General features: G+C 54.6%; 17 protein-coding genes and 1 pseudogene. 12 read left to right on the plus strand and 6 right to left on the minus strand.

What is annotated here, in order from left to right; all coding sequences use genetic code 11:
* Positions 1-126: 126 nt before the first annotated feature.
* Positions 127-1,350: an ABC transporter substrate-binding protein gene (locus V9K95_RS13390; protein WP_307275353.1), complete on the minus strand. Its 1,224-nt coding sequence runs from the start codon at positions 1,348-1,350 to the stop codon at positions 127-129.
* 182 nt (positions 1,351-1,532) lie between these two features.
* Between V9K95_RS13390 and V9K95_RS13395 the strand changes: the two genes are divergently transcribed.
* The 4 genes from V9K95_RS13395 (at position 1,533) to V9K95_RS13410 (ending at position 5,507) form a co-directional block, all read left to right on the plus strand.
* Positions 1,533-2,324: an SDR family oxidoreductase gene (locus tag V9K95_RS13395; protein WP_115053659.1), complete on the plus strand. Its 792-nt coding sequence runs from the start codon at positions 1,533-1,535 to the stop codon at positions 2,322-2,324.
* Between the two features lies 1 nt (position 2,325).
* Positions 2,326-3,393, plus strand: coding sequence for an ABC transporter ATP-binding protein (locus V9K95_RS13400; protein ID WP_115053658.1), 1,068 nt, complete (start codon positions 2,326-2,328; stop codon positions 3,391-3,393).
* A gap of 174 nt (positions 3,394-3,567) precedes the next feature.
* Entirely contained in the window at positions 3,568-4,446 is an 879-nt protein-coding gene (locus V9K95_RS13405) for a MurR/RpiR family transcriptional regulator (protein ID WP_115053657.1), read from the plus strand.
* A gap of 2 nt (positions 4,447-4,448) precedes the next feature.
* On the plus strand, positions 4,449-5,507 hold the full coding sequence (locus tag V9K95_RS13410; RefSeq protein ID WP_336441930.1) for a D-TA family PLP-dependent enzyme: 1,059 nt from the start codon (positions 4,449-4,451) through the stop codon (positions 5,505-5,507).
* 217 nt (positions 5,508-5,724) lie between these two features.
* Here the strand turns inward: V9K95_RS13410 and V9K95_RS13415 are convergent, their stop codons facing one another.
* Positions 5,725-8,205, minus strand: coding sequence for an EAL domain-containing protein (locus V9K95_RS13415; RefSeq protein ID WP_336441929.1), 2,481 nt, complete (start codon positions 8,203-8,205; stop codon positions 5,725-5,727).
* Between the two features lie 455 nt (positions 8,206-8,660).
* Here V9K95_RS13415 and V9K95_RS13420 point away from each other — a divergent pair, with 455 nt between their 5' ends.
* The 8 genes and pseudogenes from V9K95_RS13420 to V9K95_RS13455 form a co-directional block, all read left to right on the plus strand.
* The gene (locus V9K95_RS13420) at positions 8,661-9,419 is read left to right on the plus strand and encodes a GntR family transcriptional regulator (RefSeq protein ID WP_115053654.1); all 759 of its coding nucleotides are present in this window, start codon (positions 8,661-8,663) and stop codon (positions 9,417-9,419) included.
* 47 nt (positions 9,420-9,466) lie between these two features.
* The gene (gene kduI, locus V9K95_RS13425) at positions 9,467-10,303 is read left to right on the plus strand and encodes a 5-dehydro-4-deoxy-D-glucuronate isomerase (RefSeq protein ID WP_115053653.1); all 837 of its coding nucleotides are present in this window, start codon (positions 9,467-9,469) and stop codon (positions 10,301-10,303) included.
* On the plus strand, positions 10,300-11,055 hold the full coding sequence (gene kduD / locus V9K95_RS13430; RefSeq protein WP_115053652.1) for a 2-dehydro-3-deoxy-D-gluconate 5-dehydrogenase KduD: 756 nt from the start codon (positions 10,300-10,302) through the stop codon (positions 11,053-11,055). Before kduI ends, kduD begins: the two co-directional genes overlap by 4 nt.
* Positions 11,056-11,098: 43 nt before the next feature.
* Positions 11,099-11,782: an amino acid ABC transporter permease gene (locus tag V9K95_RS13435; RefSeq protein ID WP_115053651.1), complete on the plus strand. Its 684-nt coding sequence runs from the start codon at positions 11,099-11,101 to the stop codon at positions 11,780-11,782.
* Between the two features lie 10 nt (positions 11,783-11,792).
* Positions 11,793-12,446 (plus strand): amino acid ABC transporter permease, encoded by a 654-nt coding sequence (locus V9K95_RS13440; protein ID WP_115053650.1) that lies wholly within the window; start codon positions 11,793-11,795, stop codon positions 12,444-12,446.
* Complete coding sequence (locus V9K95_RS13445; protein ID WP_115053649.1) at positions 12,430-13,158, plus strand: amino acid ABC transporter ATP-binding protein; 729 nt, start codon at positions 12,430-12,432, stop codon at positions 13,156-13,158. The genes V9K95_RS13440 and V9K95_RS13445 overlap by 17 nt, the downstream gene beginning before the upstream one ends.
* A gap of 38 nt (positions 13,159-13,196) precedes the next feature.
* Positions 13,197-13,988 carry a transporter substrate-binding domain-containing protein gene (locus tag V9K95_RS13450; RefSeq protein WP_115053648.1) on the plus strand — a complete coding sequence of 264 codons (792 nt, stop codon included), beginning with the start codon at positions 13,197-13,199 and terminating at the stop codon, positions 13,986-13,988.
* Between the two features lie 295 nt (positions 13,989-14,283).
* Positions 14,284-15,408 (plus strand): annotated as a pseudogene (locus V9K95_RS13455) (thiamine pyrophosphate-binding protein); the annotation flags it as partial.
* 82 nt (positions 15,409-15,490) lie between these two features.
* On the opposite strand, the gene repC reads toward V9K95_RS13455, so the two are convergent.
* From repC to V9K95_RS13475, 4 genes are all read right to left on the minus strand, one after another.
* Positions 15,491-16,798 (minus strand): plasmid replication protein RepC, encoded by a 1,308-nt coding sequence (gene repC / locus V9K95_RS13460; RefSeq protein ID WP_336442198.1) that lies wholly within the window; start codon positions 16,796-16,798, stop codon positions 15,491-15,493.
* A gap of 252 nt (positions 16,799-17,050) precedes the next feature.
* Entirely contained in the window at positions 17,051-18,121 is a 1,071-nt protein-coding gene (gene repB / locus V9K95_RS13465) for a plasmid partitioning protein RepB (RefSeq protein ID WP_336442197.1), read from the minus strand.
* 7 nt (positions 18,122-18,128) lie between these two features.
* Positions 18,129-19,409 carry a plasmid partitioning protein RepA gene (gene repA, locus V9K95_RS13470; RefSeq protein ID WP_370878657.1) on the minus strand — a complete coding sequence of 427 codons (1,281 nt, stop codon included), beginning with the start codon at positions 19,407-19,409 and terminating at the stop codon, positions 18,129-18,131.
* Positions 19,410-19,689: 280 nt separating this feature from the next.
* The gene (locus V9K95_RS13475) at positions 19,690-20,556 is read right to left on the minus strand and encodes a LysR family transcriptional regulator (RefSeq protein WP_307275382.1); all 867 of its coding nucleotides are present in this window, start codon (positions 20,554-20,556) and stop codon (positions 19,690-19,692) included.
* Positions 20,557-20,592: the final 36 nt, after the last annotated feature.

A 20,592-nucleotide genomic window follows, 5' to 3' on the forward strand; every position in this document is an offset into this window, starting at 1 on the left:
CGTCCCTCCCCACAAGGGGAGGGTTGGGCTAGCGCTTGACCCGACTTTAGAGCCAGATAGCCGGATGTGGCACCATGCCCTCGCCCTTGTGGGGAGGGTGGCTGCCAAGCAGCCGGGAGGGGTATGTTACTTCAACGTCTCATTGATCTTGGCAGCGGCTTCTTTCAGCGTTGGCTCGATCTCGCCCTGCCCCAGATAAATCTTCTGGATGGCGTTGGACGTTGTCTGGGCAATGTCTTCCCAGCCCGGAATGACCGGAGCAAAACGCGCATTCGGAAGAAGGCTCGTGAACACTTTCAGGTCGGCATTATCGGCAAAATACGGGTCTTTGGCTTCTTCGGCATTGACGGGAAGGAAGCCCTCGATCTTGTCGAATTTTGTGCGCTGTTCCGTTGTGAACAGGAAGTCGAGGAATTTCCATGCTGCTTCCTTGTTCTTTGAATTTTCGAACAGGACGATGGAATCCGTCACGCCATAGGTGCCCTTGCCGCCATCAGGACCGGCGGGAATGGGTGCCACGCCATAATTGAGATTTGGCGCTTCGTTCTTGATCTGACCGGAAAGGAATGGCGCGGTGATGACGGTTGCGACCTTACCCTGCTTGAACAGATTCTGCACGTCTTCGCGGCTATAGGAGGTAACGCCCGGTTGGGTCAAACCGCCATCGATAAAGCTCTTGTAAAGTGTCGCCGTATCAATGGCTGCTTTTGAATCAAGACCGGACTTCCCATCCTTGACGATCTCGCCGCCATTGGCCCAGAGCCCATAATAGAAATAGACATCCGTCTCGATTTCCTTGCCCTGCAAGCCGAAACCATAGGTCTCGGTGCCAAGCGCCTTGATCTTTTCGGCGCTCGTCTTGAAGTCTGCCCAGGTTGCTGGCGGGGTATCAATGCCAGCCTTGGCGAAGATATCCTTATTATAATACATGGCGCGCGCTGAAGCTGCGATCGGCAGGCCATAAACCTTACCGTCCATGACCGATGGCGTGAGGAATGTATCGATGAAGCGCGCCTTGAAATCCGGCGTAATATTGCCGTCAAGCGGGGCGATAATGCCTTCCTTGACATAATCCAGCAGCCAGCGCGTGCCGATAATGGAAAGGTCGGCATTGGCACCGGCCGAAATATCGGTCGTCAGTTTCTGCTGGAGGCTGTCCCAAGGCACAACTTCGATCTGGATTTTCGTATCTGGATTGGCCGCTTCGAAGGCTTTGGCCGCTTCTTCGAAATAGGGGCCTGTGCCCTTGCTGTATTCAGCAATGGTGACGCGGACGGTGTCGGCAAATGCGCCACTTGAAAGGGCGAGAAGGCCAATCCCCGCAAGTAGGCTTAGTTTTCTGATCATCATGATGTTCCCCTTTGTTACACGCCGCATTCTCCCATCGGCGTAATTTTGAAACTTTCACCATCATTCTATGTAATTTATTTTCATGCAAGTCAAAAATTGAGGGGTTATGACAGTTTTATGTTGCTTTTTTTCATATGCCGTCATTAATAAGCTAGGGGAACATTTCAAAACAAGGTCACGATATGACTTCAGAGACATTGCACAGAGCCCTTGGTTTGTATGGCAAACAGGTGTTTATAACCGGCGCGGGTGGCGGCATCGGGCAAGCATTGATCGACACGTTCAATGCGGCAGGGGCCATTGTTTCAGGCGCCGATCAAGATGAGAGCTTATTGACCGGTCTGCCGCTGGCAAATGGGCTTGTCTTCAACATCAATGACAAGGCGCAGACCGGCAGCGCAATTCGAAACTTTATTGCCGATCACGGCACACCGGACGTATTGATCAATAATGCCGGCTTTTCCCGCGGTGAGATTCTCGATCAGGTCGATGGCGATGTTTGGGAGCGCGAAATTGCGACTAATCTAAATGGCGCATTTCATGTCACGGACCCGATTGCCGAGGCCATGGCCGCAAAAGGCGGCGGCAGCATCGTATTCATCTCATCGGTCAATGCGCTCAGCCATTTCGGCAATCCCGCCTATTCGGCCGCTAAGGCTGGCATGATCGCCTATATGAAGGCGCTTGCAGTTGAGCGCGGCCGGTTTGGTATAAGGTCCAATGCCGTATGTCCGGGTTCCGTGCGCACCCCGGCATGGGATCATCGTCTGGAAAAACAGCCGGAGCTTCTGGCAAAGGTTCTGCCGCATTATCCGCTCGGACGTCTTGTGACACCTGGCGAAGTGGCGCAAGCAGCCTTCTTCCTTAGTTGCGCCTCCGCATCGGGAATTACCGGTGCAACGCTGACTGTTGATGCTGGCCTGACAGCAGGCAATCTCCATTTCATCAATGACGTGCTCGCCGGAGACAAGTGACATGGCCGGACTACAGATCAAGCAACTCGCCAAATCCTATGGCGCAATGAATATACTGCATGGGATCGACCTCGAAGTGCGGGACGGCGAATTTCTGGTGCTGATCGGACCTTCCGGCTGCGGGAAATCCACGCTCCTGCGCATGATTGCCGGATTGGAGGATATTTCTTCCGGTGAGTTATGGATCGGTGACCGCCTGTCCAATGGTCTGCCGCCGCAGCAGCGCAATATTTCAATGGTGTTTCAGAGCTATGCTTTGTTTCCGCATATGAGTGTGCGCAAGAATATCGGCTTTGGTCCGAAAATCCGGCGCGAGTCGGCTGCAGCCATTGACGCTAAGGTCGGCAAGGCTGCGGAAACGCTCAATCTGCATGACTATCTGGACCGCGTGCCGCGCCAACTTTCCGGCGGGCAGCGCCAGCGGGTTGCAATGGGGCGTACAATCGTGCGCGAGCCGGACCTGTTCTTATTTGACGAGCCGCTTTCCAATCTTGATGCCAAGCTGCGCGTGCAGATGCGCACAGAGCTGAAGGCGCTTCACCAGCAGTTAAAGACCACAATGGTCTATGTTACCCATGACCAGATCGAAGCCATGACCATGGCGGACCGGATCGTCGTCATGAATGCCGGGCGTATTGAGCAAGCGGGCTCGCCACTTGAGCTTTACGACAAGCCGGTCAACAAATTCGTTGCGGGTTTCCTTGGCTCGCCCGCCATGACCTTCATTCCTGGAACATTGGAGCGCGGCGATGGCGCGCCAAAGGTTCGCACCGACAATGGCACCATCATTCCGGTCGGCGATACCACTGCCGCTTCGGGCCAGCCGGTCGAGATCGGCATACGCCCCGAACACTATCGCCTCGCACCCGATGGCAATGGATTTGCCTATCACGTCGAGGTGATTGAGCCGACAGGTTCCGAGACCCATTTGTTCGGCACGATTTCCGGTGTTGCCGTGCGCTGCGTGTTCCGTGATCGTTTGGCGCCGGAGCCCGGCACTCAATTATCATTGACGGTTGACCCGGCAAAGGTGCATGTCTTTGACGCTAAAACCGGAAACAGAATTTGACATGTGCTTGGTTCGCCCTTCGACAAGCTCAGGATAGCCAACCATAAGGAAGGTGGGTTGCTTGCATAAAGCTGTGAGGTTACTGGCTTTTGTTTTGCCACGAAATTCCTCCCTCATGGTGAGCTTGTCAAACCACGCACATCGTTATTGCAAACGAGATGGATAAAGCAACAGATGGCACCACCGCATTTCGACATCGTTGCAAGGCTGAGGGAGGTTGCCGATACAGGCAAACATTCCGACAGCCAGGTCGCAGCTGCGATCCTGTCCGATGCGGATTTCGCCACTCATGCGCCTATCAACAAGCTGGCCGAAAAGGCTGGGGTGAGCGAGCCGACAATCACGCGTTTCTGCCGTATGCTCGGTTTTGAGGGCACGCGGGATTTCAAGGTAAGGCTGGCGCAATCGCTTGCCATTGCCGGGCGGTTTATCGCGCCAGGACCCGCGCAGGATGAAAACGGCAGTGTGACGTCGGTCATCGCGCGCAGCGCCGTCGATGCTGTCGAAACCGTGTGCAATCTGATCAACAGAGACGATCTTGAACTTGCGGCCTCGCTCATTGCGCAAGCGGGAATGGTTCGCGCCTATGGCTCCGGCGGGTCGTCCTCAATGGCAGCTACCGAAATGGAAAATCGCCTGTTCCGCCTGGGCATTGCCGCCTCATCGCATATTGATGGCGAAATGCAGCAGATGACAGCGGCAACCAGCAACAAGGATACCGTAATCATTGCCTATTCGCTTTCAGGGGAAATCAAGCCCTTGATCGAGGCCGTCATGATCGCGCGGCGCTATGGCGCCAAAACAATTGCCTTCACGGCGCCGGGCACAAAGCTTGCGGCGGCCGCAGAACTTGTCATGCCTTTTCACATTGACGAAGGCACCAATGTTTACCGGCCCTCCCCCGCCCGCTATGCCCTGCTCGCGCTTACCGATATGCTGGCAATGACCGTTGCCGAAAAAATCGGTGCCCCTGCCGTCGAGCGGATGCGCCGCATCAAGAACCTGCAAGCCATGCACGCCAATAACGCGACCACACTGCCGCTCGGAGATTGAGATTGAAGCTGACCGATATTGATACACCCGCTGTTCTCATCGACACGGACCGCGCAGAGGCAAATCTGCAAAAATTCCAGACCTATGCCGACAATCATGCCTTGACCGTGCGTCCGCATATCAAGACACATAAATTGCCGCGTTTTGCCAAACGAGCCATAGAGCTTGGCGCTATCGGGATTACTTGCCAAAAAATCGGCGAGGCTGAAGTGATGGCCGATGCGGGAATGAGCGATATTTTCATCCCCTACAATATTATCGGCAAGGCAAAGCTTGAGCGTCTTGCCAAGCTTAATGAGCGCATCACGATCAGCGTAACCGCAGATAATGAAACGGCCATACGCGGTTATGCCGAGGCTTTTGCCGGGCGCAAGAAGCCACTGACCGTTCTGGTCGAATGCGATACGGGCATGGGCCGCTGCGGCGTTCAATCCCCGCAGGAAGCGGTCGCGCTTGCCAAGCTGATCGACGCGTCGGAAGGGCTTAACTTTGCCGGCTTCATGACATACCCGAAAACTGGCGGTATCGAAACCACGCAGGCATTTCTCGCAGAGGCGGAAAAACTGGCGATCGCAGCCGGGCTGGACCCGCACACCATTTCCAATGGCGGAACCCCCGATATGTGGCGGGCCCATGAAGTGGCGAGCGCAACGGAACACCGTCCTGGCACTTATATCTATATGGATCTCTTTCAGGTCGCCAAAGGTGCCGGCACCCTTGATGATTGCGCTCTCACCGTGCTTGCAACTGTCGTAAGCCGCCCGACCGAAAATCGCGCCATCATCGACGCGGGCTCGAAGTCGCTGACAAGCGATACATTGGGTTTAAGCGGATTTGGCAGGGTGGTGGAATATCCAGATGCGGTCATTTCCTCGCTTAGCGAAGAGCATGGCACAATCGACCTGTCTGCATGTCAGCACAAGCCCAAGGTAGGCGAGCGCATCCGCATCATCCCCAATCATGCCTGTGTCGTGTCCAATCTCTTCGATAGTGTCGTGCTTATTTCGGGCGATACGGTCACTGAGATCGCCCCGGTGGCCGCTCGCGGGCGTGTTGATTAGGGGGTGGGTAGGCTTACTGCATTTGGCCCATCGCCTAGCTCGGCAATTTAACTTGCAACTATATAGTGCGTGGTTCGACGGGGCCCACCATGAGGAAAGTTGGTAAACTGCACAGATAATCTTCATCGTTTAGAATATTGCGCCCTGCCAATCATCTCACCTTCCCCATGGTGAGCCTCATCGAACCACGCACAAAGTCGGTGCAGACGTCATCTGCTCAGTGAGCGGGCTCATTGGAGAACATGGCGGCGTTCTCGTCATAGCGCGACAGAAACTCCTGTTCCGAGCCCGAATGGCCAAACCATGGACCCCGGCCAAAATTGCAGCCGCATTTTACCAATGGCTCGATGATGGCATGCGTATCAATTCCAACGGCTATTCTTTCCATATCCAGTTTTCCTGCCAGTTCGCATACTGCTGACAGAATGACCCGCTCGGGGCCTGGCTGGTCAATGTTCCGATAGGCCTCCGACCCAATCATCATTCCATCATATTGGAGCGCCATGGCTCCATTTACCGTAGAATGAGACATGGCAAACTGGTCGACTATCAGCCGGAAACCGATATCCCGCAGCCTGCGCATGACACGGAAGATCTGCTGATCGTCAAGCATCGCAATATTCTGCGAAATAATGAAATTTACTTCCGAAGCATTGACGCCCCATTCGGCCTGCAGCTCCCTGATGCGTTCAATGAACAGCGGGTCCATGAGCTGGGGGAAAGAAAGCTTGATCCCGATCAGTAATTTATTGTCGGGGTAGTATTTTTTGAAATTGTGCAGGAATTCAAATGCTCGTGACATGATAAAAAGGCCGAGATGAAGAATGGAGCCATTTTGTTCAAAGATTGGAATGAACTTATGCGATTTGATGTCTCCGAATTCCGGATGATGCCAGATAACACTTGTATGCGCTTCGCAAATCCGGCCTGTCCGCAAATCCACGACAGGGCGATATCTCACTGAAAATTCGCCGCGCCCGATGGCCCGCGTAATATCACCGCCAAAATCCAAAGCTGCCCGCAGATCCTGAATGAGAGCGGAATTGTGCCAGACAGCATCTTCGCTCTTGGTGTCTTCCGCGTGATACATGGCACCATTGGCGCGACGCAGCAAAGAGCCGAATGGCTCTATTTGCCCCTGTTTCTGGGCGACGGAGCAGGCAATAACCGGTGAAATACGTATCCCCTCATTTTCATAAGGCAACCGCATTTCCGCAAGCATCTTGCGCATGAGAGGAATATCCACCCCCTCGTCGCTGGGATAGATATAGGCTATCAGATTATTGTTGAGGCAGCCCACGACGCCCCCTGCAAGCGTGGCTTGAAGCTTGTCGATCTTGCTACTGATCATTCGTGCCAGAACCTCATCGCCAAAAATGCTGGCGATCTGATGGTAATTGCATATTTTTATGAGGATCAGATCAATCTGGCCTTCCTTGCCAACCAGCAAATCATACTCTTTGACCAAACCGGCCTGATTGAGAAAACCACTGGCCGGATCATGATAGGCCAGAAATTCGAGGCGCGTCTGATTGCGTTGGAGAACAAGACGCATTCTTTCAATCACCGAGGCCAGCAGGCCGACTTCTCTAATATTGGTGGGAACGGAGATGGGCGTGTCCAGATTGAGATTGCCGACATCTGTCACAGCCCTTGAAAGCCGCATCAATGGATTGACGACAAAGCTCGCGGCCCAGGCAGTCAGCGCAATGCTTATTGCAAGCCCGATCAAGCAGACGGCCGTATAATACCAGTCCCAATCCGCCTTCGCCGATAATTCGTCACCAAGTGTAACGACGACGCGCCAGCCTTTAAGATCAAACTTATCCAGAGATACGGCGTTTCCCAGGTCGGCGGAGATTTTGCTTGTGTCCCGCCCGATCGTGAATTGACCGCCCGAAACCGATAGCTCCTCTCCGGAAGGCGTGAAAACGCTAATTTCCTGGACAGTATTGCCTGTCGCGCTGCTCAGGAATGCGCTGATGCGATTGACGCACATGTCGAGTGCAAGGACACCTAAAGGCTTCCGATCCGGACCAAAAATCGGCAGAACCCGGGTCATGGTCCATACGCTGCCTTGCGTGGAAGCGCACAGATCACTGGTATTATTCACCACATAGGGAGCACTCCAGGTCGGTGTCCTGCCGACAATACCGCCGCGATACCAGCCTCGCTCAAACAGATTGAAGTCACGTTCTTGTATGGGCCTGTCCGGCCTTGTCACAAGAAGACGCGATGGGTTGTCCGATTGCGTCTTGCCCTGCCCCTTAAAATCCCGGTCGGTCTCCTTGATCTTGAAAACGCTTAACAGATGACCATTGCTTGCACCGAAACGGAGAACCGACACCTGGATAGGAACCCGCTCTGGAGTGGCCCTATCCGCCTCGATAAAAGAAAAAACGCATTCAGCATTGCTGCATCCAGCAGCTTTTACCCGCGATGCAAAAGCATCGGCATATTCCTCAAGCGGCGTAACAAGATGGCCGAGTTGATTGGCGATATCTCTGGCCAGAAACTCCGCCGTCCTGTCAGCATAAGTCTTTGTCAGATCGGTACGTTGCGTCTGCAAGATCAGGCTAAAACCCAAAAACAGCACAATTAGCAGGGCCAAAAGCGGAAGGCCAATAACTGCGACCACGGGGACGCCAAAAATGCGTTGACGGGATGTGTCCAGTGATTTGCCTGAATCCGTTTCCATAATATTCGTGAAACTTTCCAAAAAACGCACAATACCCAAAATGAAATGGTTTACGGGCAATTTTTATATCGTAAATATTACCTGGTGACGCGCCTAACGGCACATAATTTCACAAAGCTTTTAATCAGTCGTCAAAGAACAGCCCGTTCTTATCGAAATATCGTGCACGCTACTATAAAATCAGAATTCAGTCTCGACGAGAGGTTGTACTTCATCGGCAATACAACCGGATACAATCTCGCTTCGGTGTATATGCGTAAACTGTGCAACGCATAATTGCAACAGCTTTCCCCGCAGTGATCCTCCGGCCCGCTCCAGCAGAAAGCAAGCGCTTGCCAAAACTAAAATATTAGAATATTTATATTTCAAATCCTTTGGGAGGAGGTTTTCTTGCAGTATCAAAAGTTCCGGTTTCCCCTGTTAACGACCCGCCTTGCGGGCGATTGCGGCTTTCAGTGACCGATAACCCCGTCGCATCATCGGAGCGCAAGCGTGACCGGGCCCACCCGCTCGCGACATCCAGCACGGACTATGCTCAGCAGCGGGCAGCCACCCCCAGGGCTGCAACCCATATTTACAAGCAACTGCTTGACGACATTATTTCGCTGCGCCGCAGACCGATGGAGCCCATTCTTGAGAAGGAAATTGCCGCGCAGTTTGGCGTGAGCCGCACGCCTGTTCACCAAGCGGTTTTGCGACTTGCCGATGACGGGCTGATCGATATTTTTCCACAATCGGGAACTTTCGTTTCGCGCATTCCGCGACGCGCGCTCTATGAAGCAATCCTCATCCGCAAATCCCTTGAAGAGACGACCGTGAAGCTGGCTGCCGAACAGGCGGGACCTGCCGATATTGCCCGGCTGGAGCGAAGCATTGCCGATCTCGTGGCCGCCGAAGCATCTGGCGACAATGAACGCTTTCACAGCGCTGATACGGATTTTCATCTGTCGATCAATTCAATTGCCGGATTTCCCGGCATATGGAACGTGATCCAGCAGGTAAAGATGCAGATCGACCGCTATCGGCGGCTGACACTGCCGCTCAGCGGGCGTCTTACCCGCGTCATTGTCGAGCATGAAGCAATTCTCGATGGCATCCGCCGCCACGATATAGCGCACGCAACAGAGGCCATGGGCTTTCACCTCGGGCAGATGCTGAACGAGGTGAAAGACACGACGAATGTCGACCCGGCATTTTTCATCGATGATGACTGACTGACTGCTTTTAAAGCGGCAAAACACCGACATGCAAAGGTTCTGAAATGAAGATCGAAGTGAGACAGGTTTGCCATCCGGATGCGGTACGCAATTTTGACACGGACGAACTGCGTCGTCATTTCCTGATGGAAAACATGTTCGAGGCCGATGAGATTACCCTCACCTATAGTCATATTGACCGGTTGATCATTGGCGGGGCGGTGCCCCTCTCCAAGCCTCTGCCGCTGACAGCGCCCACTCCCGTGGGTCAGGAATTCTTTCTTGCGCAACGCGAACTTGGCATATTCAACATTGGCGGCGCTGGCCGCGTGTCGCTTGACGGCACTGTGCACGAACTTGCCGCCCGCGACTGTCTCTATGTCGGCAAAGGCGTCGTCAATGTGATCTTCGAGAGCGTGGATGCGGCAAATCCGGCTAAGTTCTATCTACTTTCAACGCCTGCTCACGCTTCGCATCCAAATGTGCTTATCAAGCCTGAACAAGCCAACAAGCTGATACTGGGCGATCAGCTGACCGCCAATAAGCGTACGCTTTACCAGTATATCCACCCGGATATTTGCGAGAGCTGCCAGCTTGTCATGGGCATGACACAGCTCGAACCCGGCAATATGTGGAACACAATGCCCTGCCATACGCATGACCGCCGCTCGGAGGCTTATCTTTATTTCGACCTTGCCACCGACACCCGCATTTTTCACATGATGGGTGAGCCGACCCAGACGCGCCACATGATCGTGGCAAATGAGCAGGCGATCCTTTCCCCCGGCTGGTCGATCCATTCCGGCGTGGGCACGGCCAATTATGCCTTCATCTGGGCAATGGGCGGCGACAATAAGAGCTTTACCGACATGGACCACGTACCGATGAGTGTGCTGCGATGAACAATCTTTTCGATCTTCAGGGCAAGGTAGCGATTGTTACGGGAGCCAATACCGGCATCGGCCAGGGTATCGCCCTGGCCCTCGCACAGGCAGGCGCTTCCATCGCTGCCGTCGGACGTTCGTCCATGGATGACACGCGTCATTTGATAGAAGCGGCAGGCAGGCAATTCATCGAGATCAAGGCCGATCTCGGGACGATTGAACCTGTTGGCAGGATCATCGACGAAACGCTTCAATCCTTCGAACGTCTGGATATCCTCGTCAATAATGCGGGCATTATCCGGCGCAATGACGCCGTGGATTTCACCGAAGAGGATTGGGATGCGGTGATTGACACCAATCTCAAATCGGCATTCTTCCTGTCGCAAGCCGCCGGACGGCACATGATCGGCAAAGGGCAAGGCAAGATTATCAACATTGCTTCGCTTTTGTCGTTTCAAGGCGGCATTCGGATTCCATCCTATACGGCATCGAAAAGCGGACTTGCCGGCATTACCCGGCTGCTTGCCTGCGAATGGGCCGCCAAGGGCGTAAACGTAAACGCCATCGCTCCCGGCTATTTCGTGACCAATAACACAACCGCCTTGCGCGAAGATCAGGACCGCAGTGCGCAAATTCTGGCGCGTATTCCAGCCGCCCGTTGGGGCGAGCCTTCCGACATAGGCGGCGCCGCGGTCTTCCTCGCCTCCAAGGCCTCTGACTATGTGCATGGAACAGTTCTGCCTGTCGATGGCGGTTGGCTGGCTCGATGACAAACTCTAAAAAGCGTAAGCCTTCGCTTACGATAGGTAAGCCATGAATTACCAATTCGATTTCGCTGCTCTCCTGCCCTATTGGAAGGACTTCCTTGCCGGAGCGCTCACAACAGTCCAAATGACTGTCGTTGCGGTGGCGATCGGATTGGTCATAGGCGTGCTTTGCGCGGTCGCCCGGCGCAGCGCCTATGCCTGGCTTCGCCTCATTGTCGGCATCTATATCGAGGTCGTTCGCAATACGCCCTTTATCGTGCAGATATTCTTCATTTTCTTCGGCCTTTCTTCCATTGGCATAACCATGCCGGTCTTTTTTGCCGCCGTATTTGCAATGGTCATTAATGTGGGGGCGTATACGGCTGAAATCGTTCGCGCAGGCATGGAAGCTGTGCATCCAAGCCAGATCGAAGCGGCAGAGGCGCTTGGGCTTTCACGTTTCCAGATCTACCGCGACATTATCCTCATGCCAGCGATCGAGCGGGTCTATCCGGCGCTGACCAGCCAGTTCATTTTGATGATGCTTTCCACATCGATCACCTCGCAGATTTCGGCGGAGGAATTGACCGGCGTCGCCAATAATATCCAGTCCTACACCTTCCGTTCATTCGAAACCTACATCGTCATCGCCCTGCTCTATCTCGCAATCACTTATCTTTTGCGGGCTGGCTTCCATCTCATCGCGCTTGGAATTTTCCCGCGCCGCCGCCGTCTCGGCACACCCTTGTGAGGATGAGAACATGACTGGCGGTTTCACCACAAATCATCTCGTTTATCTGCTCAACGGCCTGCTTTGGACTGTCATACTTTCCGCGCTTGCCTTCCTTCTCGGCGGCGTTGCCGGGTTCTTCGTCATGCTGGCGCGCACGTCAACCATGCGCTGGCTGCGGCGGGTTTCACTACTCTATGTCCAGTTCATCCAGGGCATGCCGCTGCTGATCCTGATGTTCGTCATTTATTTTGGCCTTGGCGTTATCGGCATCGAGGTTCCGCCGCTCGTGGCTGCCAGTCTCGGCATGATGATCTATTCCAGCGCTTATCTCGGCGAAATCTGGCGCGGTTGCGTTGAATCCGTGCCCCGCACGCAGTTTGAGGCGGCTGAATGTCTTGCCCTCACCCGCTGGCAGACCCTGAAAGACGTGATCCTGCCGCAGGCGCTGCGCATAGCGACACCGCCCACCGTTGGTTTCATGGTGCAACTTATCAAGAACACATCGCTTGCCTCGGTTGTCGGCTTCGTCGAGCTGACCCGCGCAGCGCAAGTCATCAACAATTCGCTTTTCCAGCCGTTTCTCGTCTTCGGTATCGCTGCCGCCTTTTATTTTTGCGTCTGCTACCCGCTTTCGGTCTGGAGCCGTTCGCTTGAGAGGAAATTAAATGTCGGCCGTCGTTAAGCTCAACGAAGTCATCAAACGCTTCGGCACTGTCGAGGTACTCAAGGGCGTTTCCTTCGAGATCGAAGCCGGTGAAGTCGTGGCTTTGATTGGACAATCGGGTTCGGGCAAGAGCACGGCCTTGCGTTGCATAAACAGGCTCGAAACCATTCAGGGTGGAACAATCGAGGTTTGCGGTCATCAGGTGCATTCACCCAGTCTCGATATCCGCGCGCTGCGGCAGGATGTCGGCATGGTTTTCCAAAGCTACAATCTGTTTCCACATATGAATGTTGCCGAAAACATCATGCTGGCGCTGCGGCGCGTGAAAAGCATTGGCCGCAGCGAAGCAATGGAAACCGCCAAGGCCGTGCTCTCAAAGGTTGGCCTGTTGCAGAAGATCGATGCCTATCCCGAACAATTGTCGGGGGGCCAGCAGCAGCGTGTGGCGATTGCCCGTTCGCTCGCCATGCAGCCAAAGGTCATGCTTTTCGACGAGGTAACGTCAGCGCTTGATCCGCAGCTGACCGGCGAAGTTTTGCGCGTCATGGAAGATCTCGCCAAAGGCGGCATGACCATGATCGTCGTCACCCATGAAATGGCATTTGCCCGCAAGGTCGCAAACCGCGTCATTTACATGAATACCGGGCGGGTCTGGGAAACCGGCACCGGCGAAATGCTCGTTCATCCGCAAACCCAGGAATTGAAGGATTTTCTGGCCAACGACCTGTGACAGAACCAACCTCATAATCACAAAAGGGAGAGAGAATAATGAGATTGCTTACGAAATTCGGCATTGCCGCGAGTGCGGCCCTGCTCATGCTGGCGTCAGCCGCTCATGCGGATTCACTTGAAAACATCAAGAAAGCCGGCAAGGTGCGCATTGCTGTTGCCATGGGAATTCCGCAATATTCCTATGTCGACGAGAATTTGAAGCCGACCGGCTCGGACGTCGAAACCGCCAAGCTCATCGCCAAGGATCTCGGCGTCGATCTTGACCTGATCGAAATTACCAATGCCGCACGCGTTCCTACGATCCAGACCGGCAAGGCGGACATTCTGGTTTCCGCACTTGGCATCACAGAAGAGCGTAAAAAGGCCGTCGATTACACCGTGCCTTACGCGACGCTCAGTATTATAGTCATTGCGCCCAAGGAAATTGAAATCAAGAGCTATGCCGACCTTGCGGGCAAGAGGATTGGCGTGACCCGCGCAACGACCAATGACATGGACATCACCAAGAATGCGCCGGGCGCACAAATCGTCCGCTTCGAAGATGATGCAACACTCATTACCGCTGCAGTCACTGGGCAGCTCGACATCATTTCCAGCCAGTCGGCAGTTCTGGGCGGCATCAATGCCAAGCGCGCAGGCAAGGAACCGCTGGAAGTAAAGTTCACGCAGGCTGAAACCAATCTCGGCATAGCTTTGCCCAAGGGCGAAAAGCCATTGCAGGATTGGCTCAACACCTGGGTGAAAACCAATTTCGACAATGGCACGCTGCGCGAAGTATTCCGCAAATACCAGCACCGCGAACTGCCGGACGATCTCACATCGCGTTGATCGGAACATTCAACGGATTGAGGAATTGGGGCGCTTCGGCGCCCTTTTTCTTGCGCTGTGTATTGTATTGACCACGCAAATAATTCCAGTTACTGAATCGGGTTATGAAAGCTGCAATGGTTATTCTGGTGGTGGGATCGCGCATGGGCAGGATGGTTTGACCATCCGGCATTAGCACCCATGCGCGGCAAACAAGCTCCTGACGGAGCTTTTTTTATGCCCGGAATTTAGTTCCGCCCTGCTCCGTCACAACCATCCACTTCAATCATTGCACAAAGGAACTGCCATGAAAGGCATGTATACTAACGAAGCCGCACGTCCTGAAATGACCGGAGCAGAAATTGTCCTGCAGGCGTTGCACGACAATGGCGTTGAGCACATTTTCGGTTATCCGGGCGCCGCGGTGCTACCGATCTATGACGAGATATTCCAACAGAACGAGATAAAGCACATATTGGTTCGCCACGAACAGGGCGCGGGCCACGCCGCCGAAGGATATGCCCGTTCCACCGGTAAAGTCGGTGTCATGCTGGTAACGTCCGGCCCCGGCGCGACAAATGCGGTGACATCACTACAAAATGCCATGGCCGACTCCGTGCCAATCATCTGTCTGACAGGACAAGTGGCAACCGACCTGATCGGATCTGACGCTTTTCAGGAATGCGACACTGTTGGGATTACACGGCCTTGCACCAAACATAGCTGGCTGGTCAAAGATGTGAAGGAACTCGCCGCCACAATTCATAAGGCATTTCATCTGGCCCGCTCAGGCCGACCCGGTCCGGTTCTCATCGACATGCCAAAGGATATGCTTCTCCAAAGCACTTATTATGTGGCTCCTTCTGCCGACCCGCATGTCGATGATAATCCGCAACTTGCCGAAGACGACCGGCAGATAAAGGCAAACACTCCTTTGCAACGCGAGCGCGAAGAAAACACCGGGCTGCACTACGCGCTCAAACGGCTTTACATGCTGACCCGCGATCATGCGCCCTATATTGCTACCGATACGAAGCACTATCAGTTCGCTGAACACTTCAATTCGCCCCTAGTATCAAGCGGGTTCGGCACGGCGGGGTATGGCTTGCCGGCTGCAATAGGCATGCAAATCGCCCATCCTGAAAGTCTCGTCATTGATATTGCAGATGAGTCATCTGTCCAAGCGACGATGAAGGAGCTTTCCACGGCAATCCAGTATGATGCACCGATAAAGGTTTTCATTTTGAACAACCCGAACTTGAGCTTAGGCGGAAAATCGCAAAAGCACGGTTCCTACTCGAACGCCCTGCCGGATTTCGTAAAGCTGGCGGAAGCTTTCGGTGCCGTCGGTATCCGATGCGACGAGCCTGACAATCTTGACCGCGCAATTGGAGAAATGCTTTCAGTGAGACGACCGGTGCTTTTTGACTGCCGGATTGCCGGCTGACCGGTTAAGTTGGCGGGGCGCATCCGCGCCCCGACGATAGCAATTCCAGATAGGATCACTGTGACCCGGCTTTTTTTCAAGCTCGTCCCTCGCCATTCAATGCTTTGATCACCGGAATGACCGAATACTGCCCGATCTCGGCCCGGTCGGTCAAAGCTCTCAAATAACCGCCGGGGGAGCGGATTTCACCCACACGCTCCAAAATGGCAGCAATCGTGATGGAAGCATTGATATCACCCATGGCGTCACGCGCCCTTTCCCAGGCATCGGGCGAAACGCCAAGCATCGAGCGGACCAATCCTGCCGTTTGCATCAGATCGCGCCAGTCCTCAATGCCGTTTCGGGCATAATCGCGAATTTGCGGACAGGCGGACAGCACAGCATCCAGCGGCATGGGGATCGATTTTGTTTCCAGCTTCGGCCAATCATCCACGGGTCCGGTGGCTTTTACAGTTCGACGGGCGCTATCAAGCCTTTGCCGCATCTTCGTCATTGCGACTGTTCGTCCAGGCATATTGTCTACCGGTACGGGCTCACCGTTTTGCCTCTGGCCCTTTTCTTGGGCCCTTTCAAAATTGGGGTCTATATTTGAATTCTGAATATGGCGCTCAAAAGAAGAGTCAGTGCCGCTCATTTCTTTGTCTGATAATGTATCCAGATAGGCATTTTCGACCTTCGTGCGGAGCTTTGCCAGGCTGTCACAGCGTGTCTGGAGTGTCTCGAGCGGCAAATGCCTGCTTACCCGTCCGGACAAAGCTGCAAGCTCATCCGCATATCCCATCCAGTCACCTGCCCGCTCCTCGCCAAGACCCGCATGGATCGTTTTGGAGATATCTCGCAGATGAATGGTGATCTCGCTACGAACGCGGTGGATCGCCCGCGCCAGATCGCGTGCCTGAACCGCATGGGCTTCGATTTCGTCGGCACGCAGCGCCAAAGGTGACAGATCGAAGCCGAACGCGTGCTCAATCTCGCCGGTTTCGCCACGCCGGGCATAACGTTTGCCGTTTGGGCTATCGCGGCGGATAATCAGTCCCGTCTCGACCAATGCCGCCAGATGCCGGCGAATTGTCGCGGAAGACATGCCGCGTGTGCGTAGCGACAGCTCTGCATTGGACGGAAAGACGATCAATGGTGCTGCGCCATCAAGCATGGTTTCCGGATAGAAACTGAGCAGCGCTTCCAGAACGGCAATCGTACGGTCTGAAAGGAAAAACGCTGCGCGCGCCTCGGTTAATGAGCGTAAAAGCGCCCATTTTTCCGGCTGACTTCCGCCGGTTTCGTTCAGTTTTTCTCTCGCTCGCGCTGTCTTTTCCTGCACTGCAAAAATGGCGTGCGACAGCGATCGTCCGCCAAATGGCGACGTTGCAAAACGATCGGTCATGTTTCTTCACCTCAATTTGAGGCAATGAAAAGGTATGCCGGAACGCGTCCGACTCTTGACAAGTCAGGGTGGAAGTGATTCTCTAAAATTGCTACATTGAAGAGGGCTTCCGGGGCGGTGACGTTCTGGGGGCCTTTTTTCTTGCCGTTGCTTCCTTCTCTTTCAGTCCCTTTATACGGCTCCTGACGAACCGGCTTGTACTAACACTTACACACACTATCCGGCTTTTTGACCCCGTGGATAAGTCCCACGTTATTTGTCATTCGTCCGGCTGTTGTAACGGGCGAGCAATGCCTCAAGCTCTTCCGATACAAATGCCGCAAACCCTTGCGGTATATGGTCGGCGAAGATCAGGACCTGCCTGCCTCCACTTGAATCCAAAAGTGCAATTTTCTTGGCACCCGTGTTTATTTTGTCCACGCTCGGCGCAGCATTGTGCGGAGCCAGCACGACCGGCTCAACACGCTTGAGCAACCGCTCGAAAATACGATTGAACCGTGTATTGCTGTCTGAGATTCCAAAAGGCTCGAGCGTAATTTCGTTCAGCGCAGCAGCCTGTGCTTCACTGGATTTGAGCAATTCTGCAAACCTGACCCAGCGTGGACGGCCAATCTTCGGGGCCGGGCCAATTGCCCGCACGATCGGATAAGGCACTGCGGCCGCAACCTGCAGAAAGCGGGTCATTTCAGCCTTGTCGATCGACAGGGCGTCTTGAACAAGCCCGCGCTCAAAGCCGCGCTCAACAAGATTTCGCGCAAAGAAGGCACGCTCGATAAAGGAAAGATCGCGGCGCTCGGTATTTTCCTTGCCCTGAGCCAATACCAGCTGGACATCGCTGAGTTCGCGCACAATGGCATGGACCGGCTTGCCAATGCGCTGGGCAGCACGCAGGCGGCGATGCCCATAGGCGGTCTGATAATGCCCCGGCTTTTCCGGATGCGGTCGCACAAGAACCGGCACCTGCTGGCCATTCTGGCGGATGCTTTCAACGAGATTTTCGAAATCTTCATCGAGCCCTGCCGCATGGCTGAGCCGGTCTTCGACAAAAGAGGTTTCGACCAGCGCAGGATCAAGTTCGACCACGCGCTCGACGCCTTCGAGACTTTCCTTCAAGCGGCGCGCATCTTCAATTTCACGGGACATGCCGCCGAGCGAAAGCCCCATAGCCTTAACCGCGCCTGATGCAGCGCGAGACTTGAGCGCCTCATTGCCGATCAGCGGCTGCGCTACAGGCTCAACGGGTTTCTGTTCGGGTACGGGAATGTTTTCCACCGTTCCGAACAATGCCTTGAGCTGATCCCTGCGATTATTGCCTGTCATCATCGCGCCCTCATACCGGCCTCTTCCAGGCCTTGTAGATCAAGCCCTGGATTTCGGAGTTGACGGAAGTCAGCGATTCAATTGCGCGGTCATAGGTTGCGCGGGTGAAGCTGTCGCGGGATACTTCGTAGAGCGTCTGCTTGGTAAGACCTGCATCGGAAAACGCAGTGGACTTGACCACCGATGAGGTGAGCACGCGGTCCCCGAACAGCGAACGCAGGAAACCGGCAATCTGCTGCTGCGGCGCATCATTTGGCTCAAAGCGCGTAATCAGATAGCGCATGAAATCGAAATTAAGCTCGCCGCCAGCCTCTCGCACGACCGCAAGCAAATCCGCTGTCATGAACAGAAACTGGCTCATGGAGGCGACATCCAGCATTTGCGGATGAACGGTAACAAGCACTGACGTTGCAGCGCAAAGCGCCGATAGCGTCAGAAAACCAAGTTGCGGCGGACAGTCTATGACCACAACGTCATAATCGTCTGACACTGTATCAAGCGCTGCCTGAACACGGGCAAAGAACAATTGCTGCTCGACAGTTTGCGCAGCGCCGTGTTGGCGGTCGGCAAGCATTTGCGGCGTGGTGTGTTCAAATTCCTGCAATTCCAGATTGCCCGGAATGAGATCAAGCCCATCAAAATAGGTCTTGCAAATAATATCGCGCAGCGGACGGCGCTCGCCATCATAGCGGATTGCTCCGTAAAGCGTATCATTGCCGGTCAGATCCAGCTCCGGTTGATAACCGAACAATGCAGACATTGATGCCTGCGGATCAAGATCGACGGCAAGCACACGGAAACCGGACATTGCCAGATGCTGCGCCAGATGGGCACTGGTCGTGGTCTTGCCGGAACCGCCCTTGAAATTGGTAACGGCAATGACCTGCATGTGCTCATTGGCGGCAGGATCGCGATGCGGCAGATAGGTTTTTGCCTTGGCGCCCCCGGCTTCGGACAGATGGCGGCGCAATGCATTGATCTCGGCAAGCGTATAGAGCCTGCGGCCGCCGCTGCCCGTCTCCGGTTGCGGCCCCTCACCTGCAATTGAAAGCTGGCGCAGATACCCATCCGATACGCCGATGAGCTTTGCCGCCTCGCCGCTGGTGAACTTGCGCAATGTCTTCATGGCTGTCGGCGGAAAGAGCCGGTTGCGCATTGCTTGAAGCTGCGCGGAAAGCATTTCCGCATCGGCGGCGATTGCCCTGTCGGCTGGCAGAACAACAGGCAAAGAAGCATCGCCCACCAAGGATGGGTCGGGTTGATTTGCCTGTGCTGCATGCATCATAGTCAAGGTAATATCCTGTACGTCCGTTCGGTCATTCCCGGCGCAAACAGAACATGCGCCGATTCGACATAAAAACCAAAGGGGTAACGCCAGATAGAGATATAACGTTGTAAGCCAGCACTAACACCGCATGAGCTTGGTAACGTTTAATTTGCCGCAAACCCCTCAAAACCGTAACTAGGGTGCTAAAATATCCGAGTCGCGTCAACAACTTTATAGTTAACGCAAATTAACCAATAAGGCATCCTGAGCTGTGGATTGTGGTCCAACGCGCCAACGCGCTTTCTCACACAGAAAAGCCGCCATGCTGGGTGATGAGTGCGACAACGAAATCCATCACGGCCCGAACGGACGGTGCCTTGCGTAAGTCCCGATGGACAAGAAGCCAAATGTCCCGACAGAAGGGCGGAACGTCCTCTGCGATACGCACGAGGTCCGGGTCTGCATCGCCCAAAAAGCAAGGCAGTCCGGCAACGCCGGCGCCCGTGCGCGCAGCGATAAGATGCCCGCCAATATCGTTCAATTCGCATGCAACCGGCCGTGCACCAGCAATGCCGAGTAGCCATTTTTGCTGCGGCATATCCCCAAAGCTTTCGTCAAAAGCGATGAACTGCCATCGATCGGGCACGTCACGATGCACATAATCGCGGCTGGCGTAAAGACCGAATGCCATGACCCCAAGTTTTCGCGCGATGCTTCCGGTCTCATCGGGCCGTACCAGGCGGAGAGCCACATCCGCCTCCCGGCGGCTGAGCGACACTTGCTGCGCCTGAGCAGCGAGAGAAAGACGGATATCCGGATAGAGTGATCGGAAGTGCGCGAGATGCTGCGTCAGAAGATGCATCGTCAGCACGGGCGGAGCGCTAAGTGTGACCTTGCCGACGAGCGGCCTATGCGCTGCCTGAGCAATCCGGGCAATTCCATCCGCCGCATTTTCCATCGCGACGGATTGATCGAACACCTGTTGGCCGATAGCAGTCAAGCGGCAGAATCGCGGCAGTCTCTCAACCAGCGCTACGTCCAGTTCCGCTTCAAGCGCCGTAAGTCGGCGACTGACTGTCGCGTGGTCCACCTTCAAGGCGCGCGCCGCACCGGACAGGGTGCCACTGCGCGCCACAGCGATGAAATGACGAAGATTTTCCCAATCGGCCATCTGTGCGATTTCTCAAGATTCACTGGCACATATACC

Origin of the sequence: Phyllobacterium sp. CCNWLW183 (genome assembly GCF_037203775.1) — a bacterium.
Taxonomy (GTDB): Bacteria; Pseudomonadota; Alphaproteobacteria; order Rhizobiales; family Rhizobiaceae; genus Phyllobacterium; species Phyllobacterium ifriqiyense.

What these genes read in the sequence shown, in the direction of transcription:
- V9K95_RS13390 (WP_307275353.1), bottom strand. Translation starts at nt 1,350, where the DNA reads ATGATGATCAGAAAACTAAGCCTACTTGCGGGGATTGGCCTTCTCGCC.
- V9K95_RS13395 (WP_115053659.1), top strand. Translation starts at nt 1,533, where the DNA reads ATGACTTCAGAGACATTGCACAGAGCCCTTGGTTTGTATGGCAAACAG.
- V9K95_RS13400 (WP_115053658.1), top strand. Translation starts at nt 2,326, where the DNA reads ATGGCCGGACTACAGATCAAGCAACTCGCCAAATCCTATGGCGCAATG.
- V9K95_RS13405 (WP_115053657.1), top strand. Translation starts at nt 3,568, where the DNA reads ATGGCACCACCGCATTTCGACATCGTTGCAAGGCTGAGGGAGGTTGCC.
- V9K95_RS13415 (WP_336441929.1), bottom strand. Translation starts at nt 8,205, where the DNA reads ATGGAAACGGATTCAGGCAAATCACTGGACACATCCCGTCAACGCATT.
- kduI (WP_115053653.1), top strand. Translation starts at nt 9,467, where the DNA reads ATGAAGATCGAAGTGAGACAGGTTTGCCATCCGGATGCGGTACGCAAT.
- kduD (WP_115053652.1), top strand. Translation starts at nt 10,300, where the DNA reads ATGAACAATCTTTTCGATCTTCAGGGCAAGGTAGCGATTGTTACGGGA.
- V9K95_RS13435 (WP_115053651.1), top strand. Translation starts at nt 11,099, where the DNA reads ATGAATTACCAATTCGATTTCGCTGCTCTCCTGCCCTATTGGAAGGAC.
- V9K95_RS13440 (WP_115053650.1), top strand. Translation starts at nt 11,793, where the DNA reads ATGACTGGCGGTTTCACCACAAATCATCTCGTTTATCTGCTCAACGGC.
- V9K95_RS13445 (WP_115053649.1), top strand. Translation starts at nt 12,430, where the DNA reads ATGTCGGCCGTCGTTAAGCTCAACGAAGTCATCAAACGCTTCGGCACT.
- V9K95_RS13450 (WP_115053648.1), top strand. Translation starts at nt 13,197, where the DNA reads ATGAGATTGCTTACGAAATTCGGCATTGCCGCGAGTGCGGCCCTGCTC.
- repC (WP_336442198.1), bottom strand. Translation starts at nt 16,798, where the DNA reads ATGACCGATCGTTTTGCAACGTCGCCATTTGGCGGACGATCGCTGTCG.
- repB (WP_336442197.1), bottom strand. Translation starts at nt 18,121, where the DNA reads ATGATGACAGGCAATAATCGCAGGGATCAGCTCAAGGCATTGTTCGGA.
- V9K95_RS13475 (WP_307275382.1), bottom strand. Translation starts at nt 20,556, where the DNA reads ATGGCCGATTGGGAAAATCTTCGTCATTTCATCGCTGTGGCGCGCAGT.